The 12,939-nt window shown below is 70.4% G+C and carries 12 protein-coding genes and 1 other RNA gene; 3 read left to right on the top strand and 10 right to left on the bottom strand.

Going from position 1 to position 12,939, the window contains the following annotated elements; all coding sequences use genetic code 11:
- Positions 1-89: 89 nt before the first annotated feature.
- From amrb99_RS31695 to amrb99_RS31705, 3 genes are all read right to left on the bottom strand, one after another.
- Positions 90-1,643 carry an ATP-binding protein gene (locus amrb99_RS31695; protein ID WP_206700180.1) on the bottom strand — a complete coding sequence of 518 codons (1,554 nt, stop codon included), beginning with the start codon at positions 1,641-1,643 and terminating at the stop codon, positions 90-92.
- Entirely contained in the window at positions 1,640-2,515 is an 876-nt protein-coding gene (locus tag amrb99_RS31700) for a bifunctional DNA primase/polymerase (protein WP_190863011.1), read from the bottom strand. The genes amrb99_RS31695 and amrb99_RS31700 overlap by 4 nt, the downstream gene beginning before the upstream one ends.
- Positions 2,516-2,817: 302 nt before the next feature.
- Positions 2,818-3,033, bottom strand: coding sequence for a helix-turn-helix domain-containing protein (locus tag amrb99_RS31705; RefSeq protein WP_190863013.1), 216 nt, complete (start codon positions 3,031-3,033; stop codon positions 2,818-2,820).
- A gap of 95 nt (positions 3,034-3,128) precedes the next feature.
- On the opposite strand from amrb99_RS31705, the gene amrb99_RS31710 reads away from it, so the two are divergent.
- Together amrb99_RS31710 and amrb99_RS53390 are read left to right on the top strand one after the other, a co-directional pair.
- A complete protein-coding gene (locus amrb99_RS31710) occupies positions 3,129-3,638 on the top strand; it encodes a helix-turn-helix transcriptional regulator (RefSeq protein ID WP_277820083.1) in 510 nt (169 codons plus the stop codon).
- Positions 3,639-3,661: 23 nt separating this feature from the next.
- The gene (locus amrb99_RS53390) at positions 3,662-4,849 is read left to right on the top strand and encodes a site-specific integrase (protein ID WP_190863017.1); all 1,188 of its coding nucleotides are present in this window, start codon (positions 3,662-3,664) and stop codon (positions 4,847-4,849) included.
- A gap of 70 nt (positions 4,850-4,919) precedes the next feature.
- On the opposite strand, the gene ssrA is transcribed toward amrb99_RS53390, so the two are convergent.
- The 6 genes from ssrA to ftsE all read right to left on the bottom strand — a co-directional run bounded on the left by ssrA (position 4,920) and on the right by ftsE (position 11,125).
- Positions 4,920-5,292: a transfer-messenger RNA gene (ssrA, locus tag amrb99_RS31720) on the bottom strand.
- Between the two features lie 332 nt (positions 5,293-5,624).
- Positions 5,625-7,610, bottom strand: coding sequence for a penicillin-binding transpeptidase domain-containing protein (locus amrb99_RS31725; RefSeq protein ID WP_241756111.1), 1,986 nt, complete (start codon positions 7,608-7,610; stop codon positions 5,625-5,627).
- Positions 7,611-7,618: 8 nt separating this feature from the next.
- Positions 7,619-8,092 (bottom strand): SsrA-binding protein SmpB, encoded by a 474-nt coding sequence (smpB, locus tag amrb99_RS31730; RefSeq protein WP_190863019.1) that lies wholly within the window; start codon positions 8,090-8,092, stop codon positions 7,619-7,621.
- Positions 8,093-8,097: 5 nt separating this feature from the next.
- Entirely contained in the window at positions 8,098-9,267 is a 1,170-nt protein-coding gene (locus tag amrb99_RS31735; protein ID WP_190863021.1) for a S41 family peptidase, read from the bottom strand.
- A 59-nt stretch (positions 9,268-9,326) separates the two neighbouring features.
- Positions 9,327-10,232 carry a permease-like cell division protein FtsX gene (gene ftsX / locus amrb99_RS31740; RefSeq protein WP_190863023.1) on the bottom strand — a complete coding sequence of 302 codons (906 nt, stop codon included), beginning with the start codon at positions 10,230-10,232 and terminating at the stop codon, positions 9,327-9,329.
- A gap of 203 nt (positions 10,233-10,435) precedes the next feature.
- Positions 10,436-11,125 (bottom strand): cell division ATP-binding protein FtsE, encoded by a 690-nt coding sequence (gene ftsE, locus amrb99_RS31745; RefSeq protein WP_151541270.1) that lies wholly within the window; start codon positions 11,123-11,125, stop codon positions 10,436-10,438.
- A 444-nt stretch (positions 11,126-11,569) separates the two neighbouring features.
- Between ftsE and amrb99_RS31750 the strand changes: the two genes are divergently transcribed.
- Positions 11,570-11,755, top strand: coding sequence for a hypothetical protein (locus tag amrb99_RS31750; protein WP_190863025.1), 186 nt, complete (start codon positions 11,570-11,572; stop codon positions 11,753-11,755).
- Between the two features lie 22 nt (positions 11,756-11,777).
- Here amrb99_RS31750 and amrb99_RS31755 read toward each other — a convergent pair whose 3' ends face one another.
- A complete protein-coding gene (locus amrb99_RS31755; RefSeq protein ID WP_190863027.1) occupies positions 11,778-12,839 on the bottom strand; it encodes a hypothetical protein in 1,062 nt (353 codons plus the stop codon).
- Between the last annotated feature and the right edge of the window lie 100 nt (positions 12,840-12,939).

The following is a 12,939-nucleotide window of genomic DNA, read 5'->3' on the forward strand; positions in this document are numbered from 1 at the left end:
CCCGCGCGTTCTTGCAGGTCAACAGGCGTACCGGGTGCTGTGGGCGCTGTGGGCGCTGGAATGCGCCTTCTCTCTGATGTCGTCGCCACTCAGCACCCGGCATGACGGGTCTCACCCGCCTTCCGCAACTTCTCGTCCAGCGGAGTCCCGCACTTCAGGCACGCCCCGGTGCGGCGGCGCCGTTCCTCGGTGCTGGCGAGCTTGTACAGCCGCGACCGGTTCCCGCCGGGCTGCCGGTCGCTGTCGTCGTACTCGATGCCGATTTCGCGCAGCGCGGGCGCCAACCGGCGGAGCTGCCCGCCCGCGCGGGTGGAGTCCTTCGGCCACTTCTTCGGCAGCTTCGCCGGAGTGTCGACCTGGTCGAGGATCTCTTGCGCGGTCGCCTCGAACTCGCCGTGCTGGTCGACGAGCTTGACCACAGCCTGCGCGAACGGCTCGGCCTCGAGCACGTCCGCGACAGCGTCGCGGGCGCCGGCGGTGTAGGACTCCAGCGTGTTCCAGCCCTTGACCTGGTCGACCGCCTTGAGGACCCGCGCGAAGTCCGCCATGCGCGGACGCTCGGTCAAGGTGACATCCGGGAGCACCTTGAGCACCTGGGCGAGCAACTCGAACAGAGACGCCAGGATCGCGGCGTGCGCATCGGCGAACGCCTGGTCAAGTTCCTTCTCTTCTCGCCGGTCCCGCTTGCTGATGAGCGCGAGCTCGATGGTCAGGAGCCGCTCGGCGAGGTCGCCGGCCAGCGCCCCGGCGTCGATCGTCGTCAACGCCAGCACCCGCCGGAACTCCAAAACGACCACGTCATCGTCGGTGTACAGCGCCCGGTCAACGATGCCGTCTCCGGTGACCGCGCGGCACAGCGCGTCCGACAGCCAATCGGGGATGTACGACACGTTATCCAGGCACAGCCCCCACGAGTTGAACGCCTGCGTCGCCCACGACTTGATGTCCCGCGGCGCGGTCCGCTTCGGCGCACCGGACGGGTCGACGAGCCCGATCACCACCTGAGCAGTCTTGGACTTGCCGGTCCCCTGCTCCCCGCGGAACGTCAGGATCGGGTGCGGTAGATCGGGGATGAACGCGGCGACCAGCCACGCGATCAGCTTGCGCGCCGCTTCGTCCTTCATGTTCAGCAGCGCCGTGAGCTTCTGCAGCCCGTCACCGTCACTGACCGGTGTCGGAAGCGCCTTCATGGCGCCGGAACGGCGGAACAGGACCGGGGACTTGGCTTCGCGGCGCCACCCGTCCGGGCCGACGACGACGCAGCGGCCGTCCGTGGTCCCCAGGTCGACGACGATCGAGTCTCCGTGCCGCGCGACCCGCAGGTGCGGCGTGCGGGGTTCGCTGGACTGCGCGACGCCCTCGAGCACCGTCATCGCGTCGGCGAGCGCGGACTGCGACGGGACCGCGCCGCCCTGGTCGTCGGCGTACATCTTGGCCAGCAGCGACCGCAGACCGGCCCGACCGCGCAGCGGAAGCGCGATGTTCGGGCCGTCCAAGCGAACCGCGTACGGGCGGCCGTCGTCGGACATGAACAGGTCGAACCGGGACCGCGCGACGGACACCAGTTGCGACGCCTGCGAGGGGCCGCGACCGTTCTTGTCGACGTGCTCTCCCGCGATCTCCGCGGCTTCGTCTGAGGTCACGCAACGCCTCCCCGCGCGCCGCGCTCGGCGCTGTCGAGCGTCCGCTGAGCTTCGGCTTCCGGAAGCCCGATCCGTAGCGCCGCCTGCAGCAACGCGGCGCGGCCCCTGGACGCGGCGAACAGCCCATACTCGGCGTGCTCCCGGACGCGGCAAGCAGCCCAGTACAGAGCGTTGTTCCGCTCCCCGGGCTGAGCATCCAGCACCACCTGGACGAGACCGGTCAACACCTTGAACTGACGGGCGCCCATCCGGTGCCCGCGGCCCGCCGGCGCGCCGTTCGGGGCGCGCTGTGGCATCGGGCGCGGCGACCGCAGCGCGGACACCAGCCACTCCGGCGCCGGGAGGATCGAAGCAGCGGAGTCCACCGGTTCGTACAGCACGCCGGTCTCATGCACCGACCCGGGCCCCACGACGTACCCGCCCATTCCGGCGGCGCCGCGCACGTCGATCCCGCGGCCTGCCAGCGCCCCGGCCGAGTTCCCGACCGGACTACCGGCGGGCTGCCGGAAGTAGAAGTGCGCGCCCTTGCTCGTCTTCACCGTGAACGTGCCGGGCACCTGGTGGCCGTTCTCGGTCGCGTAGGCGGTGAACGCACCGGGCTTGTCCTCATCGATCACCAGCAGCCCGGACGGGCCGCACGCGATACCGAGGTTCCGGGGCCCACGGCGCAGCTCCGCAGCGAGACGGCCCGGGTTCGTGGCGTCCCGCGACCAGCGCCCGCACGGGTGCTTGCCGCGCTTCCCGTCGCACGGGCGGTCCGGGCGGTGCGCGCCGGCGCATTGCGACAGCGCGGGATGGTCGACGGCGAACAGCGCCAGGCCGTGCCGCGACCGCAGCCACTCGGCGACCTCGCGGACGTCGGGCGCGCTCATCGGATCCCCTCCGGCGGCTCAGAGTTCCCGCCGTACACCGGGTGGAGCACGTAGGTCCGCCCACAGCACGAACGAACCCGCGGCGGCTCAGTCTGAGAGCCGTAGAAGTGGTGGCCGCGCTTGCAGCGCGGGCAGATCTCGACGATCGCCAGCCATCGCGTCCTGTCGCCAGCCGGGGCGTACATCACCGCCAGAAGCGGAGTCTCGGCTACTCTGGCGATGCCGGTGGTCCTGGTCGAGCCCGGTTCTTGTGGGCGGCGCGTTTCCTTGGCGGGGGGCGCGCCGCTTCGCGTTGTAGGCATCTATGCCGCCTCCCCGCCGGCGTCCTCCTGCTTGTGCTCCCACTCGCGAAGGTCGCTCTCGCGGTAGAGGACTCGCCGACCGTAGACGGTGCCTTTCGGGCCAGTACCGATGTGACGCCAGTAGCGCACGGTGGAGGGCACAGTGCGGTAGCGCGCGGCGACCTCCTCGGTCGTGAGGAACCCGTCATCGTCCTTCTCGGGTGCCTTCACTCCCATGTCAACCTCCCTGGGGGTGGAGCTTCTAACCCCTGAGAGGTAACCATGGCTGAAGTCTGTACGTCAACCCGACCTAGGGTGTACCGTCCAACCTCATGAAGGATTCAACGCAACCAACGCATCGCGCAGGGGGTGAGCCGACACCCGAGACGACGCTTGGCAAAGCGTTGCGGAGCATCCGAGAAGGTCGGGGCATGGCGCAGCAGGAAGTCGCGGAAGCCATGAGAGCCCGCGGGTTCTCATGGCTGCAGACCACCGCGGCAAAGACGGAGGCCGGCCAGCGCCCTTTTCGCGTCAATGAGTTCGTCTCGCTCTGCTCCGTTCTCGGCGTTGATCCTGCCGTGCTGATCTCGGAGGCTCAGAGCGCCGGCGACGCGGACATGGCTGAGGCGATGGCCGAGATACGCACGCGCCGCATAGAGCTCATGCGCGCGAAGGCTTCCCTTGATGCCGCCCGCCAGGAGGCCGAGCGCGCAGAGAAGGACGTGCAGCGGGCACAAGCCAAGCTTCATGAGGCGACCGTCCGTCGCGTTTCGCTGGCCAACGAGAACGGTGATAGCGACGGGGACGGCGCGCCCCACACCTCCGAGAGTCCGGAGGCATAGCTATGGGACGTCCACCTCTGCCCGTGGGCACGGCCGGGAAGATTCGCTTCCAGAAGCTCGGGCCGCGCCGCATCCGCGCACGGGTGAACGTCCGCGACTACGACGGCGAGACTCGCGAGGTGACCCGGTTCGGTGCGACGCAAGCGGCAGCCGAGCGGCGGCTGAAGGAGGCGCTTCGTGACCGCGTCGGCCCACCGACTGACGGCGAGATCACGGCGGACACCCGTCTCCGCGACGCCGCGAAACTGTGGTGGGCGGAAGCCGAGGACTCTCCCGATCTCAGCAAGCAGACCAAGGAAATCTACGCGCGGGCGCTGGAGCGCATCCTTTCGGCGCTCGGCGGGCTTCTGATGCGGGAGATCGACGTCCCGACGGCGGACAAGTTCATCAAGGCTGTGCGGACGAATCACGGGCCGAGCGCGGCGAAGACGGCGAAGTCGGTCCTGTCTCTGCTGCTCGGGATGGCCGTCCGACATGGGGCGCTAGCCACGAACCCAGTGCGGGATACGGCGAAGATCTCGACGGGCCGGAAGTCACGGCCGCGAGCGCTGTCTCCGGAGGATGAGGCCGCGATGCTCGTCAAGGTGGCTGCTGACGAGGGCGCGGCGGAGCTGGACGTCCCCGACCTGGTCGAGTTTCTCGACGGGACGGGGATGCGCATCGGCGAAGCGCTCGGCGTGCGGGCCGAGGTCGTCGACCTCGATGCCGGAGTGTTGGAGGTCAACGCAACCGTGGCGCGCCTGAAGGGGTTGGGGACGCTGCTACAGCTCCGCCCGAAGAGCGAAGCGGGCTGGCGGGTCATCGCGCTACCTAGGCATGTAGTCGAACTGTGCCGGCGACGCATGGCGACGTCATGGCCGCACGCCGCGCGGGTCATCAGGGTCATCACCGCTGAGGGCGAGATCAGCGAGCGGCCGGCCGGAGACGTCGGCCTTCTGTTCCCTGGTCTGTTCGGTGGGGTGCGGAATCCGAGCAACGCGAACCGGGATCTGAAGGAGGTGCTCGCCCGCGTGGACGCCGAGCGGTTCGGCTGGGTCACCAGCCATACGTTCCGGCGGACCGTGGCGACGCGCTTGGACGATGCCGGCCTGAGCGCCCGTGCTATCGCCGACCATCTCGGTCACGCCAAGCCGTCCATGACTCAAGACGTCTACATGGGGCGCAACGTGGCGTCAGCTCAGGCGGCCGAGGTGCTGGGGAGGTCGTCCTAAAGTGGGCGTAAAGCAGGCGCAGACGCAAGAAGCCGCCGACCAGAACGTGTCTGATCAGCGGCTTCATGTGCCGTGGAGGTGGCGGGAATCGAACCCGCGTCCTTCGGTGAAGAGCTAGGGCTTCTCCGGGTGCAGCCTGCTTGGCGTTTTCTCAGTCCCGGCGCTCACGCAGGCGTGTCGCCGACGGACTCAGTCGCTGTTCGTTTTCCCTACAGGCCCCGCGACCGGGCTTGCAGGTGGAGTCTCCTTACGATGCCAGACCCCGGTTCGGAGACGCTACCGGGCTGACAGAGTTCGCTCCTCGCTCAGGCGGCGAGGGCGAACTCGGACTGCTTCTTGTTGGCAGTTATTGGTTTGCTGTCACAGGATTAACGAGGTCACGACAGCAACCCTCGACCCGCTTCCCCTGGCTCGAACGACCGAAGTCGAAGCCGGTCACCCCCATGTTGAGTTGTCAACGCGGCCGCCGCAGGACGTCCGCACGATGACGGTACAAGGATAACGCCTGCGGGGGCAACGTAATTCCCGGCGGCCCGCGGGGCCCCCGAACGCAGGAACCCCGGTGGCGCGAGCGAGTCGCGCCACCGGGGTCGACCGGCAGGGTCAGGCCGGTCCGGACGGCAGAGCCTCCCCCGAGACGAGGCTCTGGTCTCATCACTGCGACCGAGTCCGCAACCCCCCAAGCGGATACTCAGTCACCCGGGAAGACGCACCCGGAGGCCGGGTCGGTTGCGTCCCGCCGGGCAAAGAGATTCCCAAGTCCCGGCGGGATCGCTCAGCCTGCGGTACCGGTGCCCGTCCTGGCCTTGGCGGGGATGCCGCGCAGGAACGCGGCGGCCACCGAGGACGCGGAGTACGGCCCCTCGATCGCGATGGCGAACGCGAGCTCGCCCGCGGAGCCGACGAACCAGGACACCGTCTTCTGCCTGCCGCCCTCGGTGTACTGGGCGGTGGCCGCGGTGCCGGCGACGTCGTTGGTGACGTGGGCGGCGCGGGCGACGCCCTTGGACGTGGTACGTCCCAGCAGGGTCGTCAGGTTGGCGACGGGGTCCGACGGCAGGTTCTGCGCGCCGATGTCGGCGGCCTTGGGCGGGTCGGTGAGCAGGTAGGGGGATCTCCAGGTGCCGGTCCGGGCGGCGCCCGCCACCAGGGCCATCGCGAGGGGGCTGACCTCGACGCCCTGGCCGGCCATCGCGGCGGCCTTGGCGCCCTCGCTGTTCAGCGGGGGCAGCGACCCGGTGAACGCGGGGACGGAGACGCCCCATCCCCGGCCGATGCCGAGCTGGGACGCCGCCGACTGCAGGGCGCGCGCGTCGATCTTGCTGCTCAGCTGGGCGAACGTGGTCGCGCAGCCGAGGGCGAAGGTGTTGGCGAAGGCCGTGTCGGCGTGCGCCTTGTTGGTGAACGTCTTGCCGCCGACCGTCACGCTGCCGGGGCAGGACGTCTTGGTGTTCTGCTTCATGCCCCCCTGCTCGAACAGCGCCTCGGCGGACACCATCCCGAACGCCAGGCCGGGCTGGTAGTGGGCCTCGAAGGCGCGGTTCTCGCCGCCGGTGGCGTGGTTGGCGACCGCGACGACCTGGCCCGTGTTCGGGCGCAGCGCCACCAGGGACGCCGGGTAGTGCAGCGCCTTGAGCGCGTTGTCGGCCTTGCGCTGGACGGTCGGGTCCAGGGTGGTGGAGACGGGCTGTGGGGCGATCCCGGGCCAGGTCTTCAGCACCTGCGTCTGCTTGCCGGTGGCGTCCTGCGCGACGACGCTGACGCTGGGCGTCCCGGCGAGCCGGCGCTGCTGCAGGAGCTGGACGCCGCTGACGCCGATCGTGTCGCCCGGCTGGTAGGGGGCGCCGACCTGCTGGAGCAGGTCGGCGGTGGCCGGGCCGAGCTCGCCGACCAGCTCCGGCGCGTAGTTCGGGGCGCTCGGCGCCTTGATCGCGTTGATCTTCAGGCCCGGGACCTGCTTCAGCCGCTGGGCCAGCGCGCTCTGCTCCGGGTAGCGCAGGGTCAGCAGCGACAGGAACTTCTGCGGCGGGGCCGAGCGGACCCGGCCGAGCAGCCGCTCGGAGTCCAGCCGGCGGCCGCCGGCGAACTTGGCCACCTTGGCGAGCTGGTCGACGGTGGCCTGCGCGTCGGCGAGGCGCCCGGGGACCACCCCGATGTCGTAGGAGTACACCTCGTGCAGCATGCTGCGGCCCGCGCCGTCCTCGATCGGGGCGCGCTTCGGGACGTCGGAGACCACCGCGAGGCGCTGGCCGGGGCCGAGCTGCGGGTTGATGATCGAGGGGTTCCAGACGACCTTCCACTTGCCGCCGACCCGGTGCAGGTGCATGTGGCCGAGGTACTCCCAGGGCTGCCCGTTCTCGCCGAGGTCGATCTTCACGGAGAACCGGGCGTCGGCGTCGTCGCCGTTCTTGGCGATGGCCTTGACCTTGGTGTCGTCGACGCGGCCCTGGTCGTCGGAGACCCCGAGGGACAGCCGCAGCGACGCCGCGTCCAGCTGGGCGCGGACGGCGCCGAGCGCGGACTCGACCGCCTTGCGGTCGGTGCCGACGGTCTTCTTCGCGGCGGCCGGGTAGTTGCCGACCTGCCAGGCGATCAGGAAGTCGCGGACGGCGGGCATCGCGGACGGCTCCGCCCAGCAGCCCGTCGTCATCGTCGTGACGAGGGCGCCGCAGGCCGCCAGCGAGACGGCGCGGCGGCGCACGGTGCGGCTCCCGCGCGGGAGCCGCCTGCGCGGGAGGCGTCCGCGGCCTCGGTTGGTCATCGACACCCTTACCGTCTCCTGAACCGGGCGGCCGCCGCCTTCTGCATCTCCCGGTCGGCTTCCCGCTTGGCGATGGCCTGGCGTTTGTCGTAGGCCTTCTTACCACGGGCCAGGCCGATCTCGACCTTGGCCTTACCGTCCTTGAAGTACAGCGCCAGGGGGATCAGTGTCCAGCCCGGCTCGGACGACTTGGCGATGATCTTGCTGATCTCGCGGCGGTGCAGCAGCAGCTTGCGGCGGCGGCGCGGCGCGTGGTTGGTCCAGGTGCCCTGCGTGTACTCGGGGATGTGCACGTTCTCCAGCCACACCTCGCCGTCCATCACGTGGGCGTAGCCGTCGGCGAGGGAGGCGCGGCCGGCGCGCAGCGCCTTGACCTCGGTGCCCATCAGCACCATGCCCGCCTCCCACGTGTCGTCGATGTGGTAGTCGTAGCGGGCACGCTTGTTCTGGGCGATGAGCTTGCGCCCTGTGTCGCGTGGCACTGTGATCAGTCCTTGTCCGGCGTCGTCGCGAGCAGGCCGCGCAGCACGCTCCGGCCGCGCTGCTCGGCCACTGAGGGAGGGCGGTCGGCGGAGACCGCCACGTCGGGTTCGATCCCGACCCCGTCGAGGTTACGGCCGCCCGGGGTGCGGTAGCGACCCACGGTCAGCTCGATCGCCGATCCGTCGGCCAGCCGGACCGACTCCTGCACCGAGCCCTTCCCGTACGTACGCGATCCTATGATCACCGCGCGGTCCCGGTCGCGCAGGGATCCGGCGACCACCTCGGCGGCGCTGGCGGTCCCGGCGTCGACCAGCACGACGAGCGGGGTCCGCGCGTCGCCGGGCGCGGTGACGGTGCGCCGCTGGACGGGCCCGCCGCGCGGTTCGTAGGTCACGACGAGCCCGCCGGGCAGGAACGCCGACGCCGTCTCGACCGCCTCGTCCAGCAGGCCGCCGGGGTCGCCGCGCAGGTCGAGCATGATCCCGCCGGCCGGAGCGCCCGACGGCGACCGCCCGGTCACCGCGTCGCGGACCTGGCGTCCGGTGCCGCGGGTGAACGCGCCCACCCGGATCAGCCGGACGTGGTCGGACAGGTCGGTCACGGTGACGTCGCCTCCGGAGACGGGGGTGCGGACGAGGTGGAACTCCTCTGTCCGACGCCCGCGGAGGACGGTGAGTTCGACGGCGTCGCCGGGCCGCCCGCGCAGCGCCGCCGCGACCCGCGTCACGTCCCAGCCCTCGGCCGGGGCGCCGCCGACCGCGGTCACGACGTCGCCGGCGAGGACGCCGGCACGGGCGGCGGCGGTGCCCGGCTGGACGCTCGCGACCCGCACCCGCGGATCGCCGTCGGCGCTGCCGAGCCAGATCCCGACGCCGCTGTACCGGCCGTTCAGGCGGCCCTCCATGTCGTCGTAGCGGGCCGCCGGGTAGTAGCGGGCCCACCTGTCGCCGAGGCCGCGGAGCATGCCCTCGATGGCGGCGCGGTCGAGCTCGCCGCGGCCGACCGGCCGCGCGGCCCGGCTGCCGATCTTCGCGGCGGCCTCGTCCAGCACCGACCCGCCCGCGGCCGCCCGGCGGTCCGGGCGCCCCTCACCGCTCAGCACCCCGAGCCCGTAGGCGCACAGGATCGCGGTGGCGACGGCGGCGCCGCGCAGCATGCGGCCTGGGACGGACATGTCGGCAAGTGTAAAACCGCGGCCGCGCGGCCCTCCGCCGCTCCGTCGGACGAGTACGGCTAGATCTTCAGGTATCTGCGCAGGGTGAGGAACGACGACGCGGCACAGAGCAGCACGCCGAAGCAGATCGACACGATGATCACCATGATCACCTGGAACCAGCCGAGCTGGCTGACCAGCTGCACCGTCCCGGCCAGCCGGTCGATCAGCAGTTTCTTGCTGATCACCAGCAGCACCGAGGCGAACAGCCCGCCGATCAGTCCCGCGATCGCGCCCTCCAGGATGAAGGGCAGCTGGATATAGGTGTTGGACGCGCCGACCAGCCGCATGATCCCGGTCTCCCGGCGCCGGTTGAACGCCGACAGCCGGACCGTGTTCCCGACCAGCAGCACCGACGCGATCACCTGGATCAGCGCGATGCCCAGCGCCGCCGCCTGGAGCCCGTTCAGGATCTTGAAGAACTTCTTCAGGATCTGCTGCTCGTTGATCACCGTGTCGACGCCGGGATGCCCCAGCATCGCCTGCGCGACCGGTTTGTACTCCTCCGGGTTCTTCAGCTTCACCCGGAACGAGTCGGGGATGTCGCCCTCACGGGTGCTCTGCACGAACCCCGGCGAACCGGCGAAGCGGTCCTTGAACCGCGCGAACGCCTGCTGCTTGTTCTCGTACTGGACGTTGGAGACCTGCGGCATCTTCTTCAGCTGCGCCTGGATCTCGGACCGCTGCTGGTCGGTGACGTCCTGCTTCTGGCAGTTGGCGTTGGAACTGGTCTTCGCGCACAGGAAGATCGAGACCTCGATCTTGTCGTACCAGTAGTCCTTGGACGCGGCCACCTGCTGGCGCAGCAGCAGTCCGGTGCCGAAGAGCGCCATGGCGATGGCGACGGTGATGACCAGTGAGATCGTCATCGTCAGGTTCCGGCGGAGACCGATCCAGATCTCCTGCATAACGAACTGTACGCGCATGCCTCGCTGTCCTTGATCGCCTGTTCCCGCCGCCGGCACGGGCTCCGCGGTGCGGGCCCTGAGCGGGCGTCCCCTCTGCCTGAGTCGTACGCCCGGTGGGATCCGTCGGGTTCAGATGGAGCCGCCGCTGGAGGGGTCCGCGGCGGTGGCCCGTCGGGCCGTGGTCGATGGGGGCTCGTGCCGGCCGGTGCGCCGGGCCCGGGTCAGTACGCCTGGCCGTACACCCCGCGGGACTGGTCGCGGACGACCCGTCCGTCCTCCAGCTCGACGACGCGCTTGCGGAACGCGTCGACGATGGCGGCGTCGTGGGTGGCCATGACGACGGTGGTGCCGGTGCGGTTGATCCGGTCGAGCACCTTCATGATGCCGATCGAGGTGGCGGGGTCGATGTTCCCCGTCGGCTCGTCCGCCAGCAGGATCATCGGCCGGTTGACGAACGCCCGCGCGATCGCGACGCGCTGCTGCTCGCCGCCGGACAGCTCGTCCGGCATCCGGTGGGCCTTGCCCTCCAGGCCGACGAGGTCGATGACCTCGGGGACGACCTTGCCGATGAAGCGCCGCGGCTTGCCGATCACCTCGAGGGCGAACGCGACGTTCTCGAAGACGTTCTTGTTGGGGAGCAGCCGGAAGTCCTGGAAGACGCAGCCGATCCTGCGGCGCAGGTGCGGCACCTTCCAGTTGCTCAGACGGCTCAGGTCCTTGCCCGCCACGTGCACGTGACCCTGGGACGGGCGCTCCTCCTTGAGGATGAGGCGCAGGAAGGTCGACTTCCCGGACCCGGACGGGCCCACCAGGAACAGGAACTCGCCCTTCTCGATGCCGACGTTCACATGCTGGAGAGCGGGGCGGTTCTGGCTCGGGTAGACCTTGGTGACGTTGTCGAAATTGATCACGGCTGCATCACGGCGGTTCAGTCTAGGGGTTGGGGAGCGGCCCGGCCGCCGGCCGCGGACTGGCCGTCCGCGTGCTGCGACCTGCGCCGCCCGGCTCCGCGACCAGGGGGGCCGTGGAACCTTCGAGCAGTGTAGAGGGGACAGTCAACTACCTCGTCCCCCTCCGTGGGGTGGGAACGCCCGGGGCCCGCCGCGTTCAACGGCGTGTCGCGCGCGGACGGGACGACGGCGCGGACGGCGCCCCGCGGGGCCCCGACCTGTCCGTGCTGTGTCATGTACCGTCTCCCGACGTCCGGCCGTTTCATGCCGTCAAGCTCCCGGACTTGCCGGAACGACCATACAGTCCGGCTACGCTGGATGATGGTGAAAGATACCTAATCGGTCGACGATCGACGTATCCCCATATGGAGCCACGTACCGTTCACGGAGAGTGGGGCCCACGACATGAGCTGCGAACATCTGATCTGCGCTCGGTGCTCGAATCCGGTGGTCGAGGGACGCTGCCCCACCTGCCGCGCCGCGCGCGCGGAGCTGCACCAACACGGACCTTCCGTCCCGCCCGCCGTCGTGCTGGCCGTCCTCGTGGCCCTGCTGTTCGCGGCCCTCGTCCTGCAGCGCGTCTACGGCTGACGGCCCGTCCCGCCAGGGGCTCTCAGGGCTTCTTGAGGGTCGGGGTGGCCGCCTTGGAGATCGCCCCGTCGTCGGCCACCAGCTCGGCCTTGGGCTGCGGCTTGCCCTTCTTGGCGCGCGGCGGGTCGTAGGCGGCGAACTGGAACGTCGCCGTGGTGTCGATCTCATCGCCCTCGACGGTGCCGTCCAGAAGGTGCTCGGCCTCCTTCGGGATCTCCGGCTTCGGCCCGGGCGCCCCGGGCCCGACGACCGCGTTGTTGCGGAACAGCGAGTACAGGATCAGCCCTCCGCCGCCCTTCGTGCGCAGCCCGAAGTAGGGATAAGGCGTGGCCGTGTAGACGATGGTGAGGGTGAGGTCCTGCTCCTTGGCCTTCTTCTTGGCGCGCTTGGTCTGCTGGTAGTAGCCGGACGTGAGCGGGCCGGTCTCCATGACCTTGGCGGCGACGCTGGCGGCGCCCTCGGCGGCCATGGTCGCCTGGATCCCGCCGACGTCGCGGGGGCGGATCAGCACCGTGGAGTCGTCCGAGCTCAGCGGCTCGGCGTAGCCGTCCGGGTCCATCTGGATCTTCGGGAGCCGGGCCTTGGGCGCGAGTTCCGTCGCCAGCGTGAGGTGCCAGTCGTCGGTCGGGCTCCGCAGGATGAAGCCCATCAGCGCGGACTCCTTGCTCTTCTTGTCCCCCGCGACGGATCGGTCCACGGACGCGACGAACCACTGCGGGTACGCGTCGGCCTTCAGCTTCGGCACGTACAGCTTCGGCTTGCCGTAGGTGAAGCGGCGCACCGGGTCGCCGTCGAAGGCCGCCTTGCGGAACTCGGCGGCGGTGAGCAGGGACTGCCCGTCGGACGTCCAGGTCAGCGCCAGCCGCTCGTCGGCGGCGGCGCGGGCCACGTCCTCGTCGGTGATGTAGGTCTGGAAGGCCTTCTGCGCGACGTCGAGGGTCAGCGGCACCGGCTGCGGCGGGGTGGTCGACGGCATGACCGGCGTGGGGCGGGCCCGCGGCTTGTCGCCGCCGCCGCAGCCGCCGATCATGAGCGGCGGCACCAGCAGCACGGCGGCCGCCACCGCCCGCGCGATCCTACGCAACTACCGCCCCCCGGCACCGACGCCTCGCCGGGCCGTTCCCGGCCCTGCCTCCGGCCCGTGATTCTGCCATCCGCCGCGCGTCCGCGGGCGTCCGGGCACT

This window comes from Actinomadura sp. RB99 (assembly GCF_014706005.1).
Classification (GTDB): Bacteria; Actinomycetota; Actinomycetes; order Streptosporangiales; family Streptosporangiaceae; genus Spirillospora.

What these genes read in the sequence shown, in the direction of transcription:
- amrb99_RS31725 (WP_241756111.1), bottom strand. Translation starts at nt 7,610, where the DNA reads ATGACCAACCGAGGCCGCGGACGCCTCCCGCGCAGGCGGCTCCCGCGC.
- amrb99_RS31705 (WP_190863013.1), bottom strand. Translation starts at nt 3,033, where the DNA reads ATGGGAGTGAAGGCACCCGAGAAGGACGATGACGGGTTCCTCACGACC.
- ftsX (WP_190863023.1), bottom strand. Translation starts at nt 10,232, where the DNA reads ATGCGCGTACAGTTCGTTATGCAGGAGATCTGGATCGGTCTCCGCCGG.
- amrb99_RS31735 (WP_190863021.1), bottom strand. Translation starts at nt 9,267, where the DNA reads ATGTCCGTCCCAGGCCGCATGCTGCGCGGCGCCGCCGTCGCCACCGCG.
- amrb99_RS31750 (WP_190863025.1), top strand. Translation starts at nt 11,570, where the DNA reads ATGAGCTGCGAACATCTGATCTGCGCTCGGTGCTCGAATCCGGTGGTC.
- amrb99_RS31710 (WP_277820083.1), top strand. Translation starts at nt 3,129, where the DNA reads ATGAAGGATTCAACGCAACCAACGCATCGCGCAGGGGGTGAGCCGACA.
- amrb99_RS31700 (WP_190863011.1), bottom strand. Translation starts at nt 2,515, where the DNA reads ATGAGCGCGCCCGACGTCCGCGAGGTCGCCGAGTGGCTGCGGTCGCGG.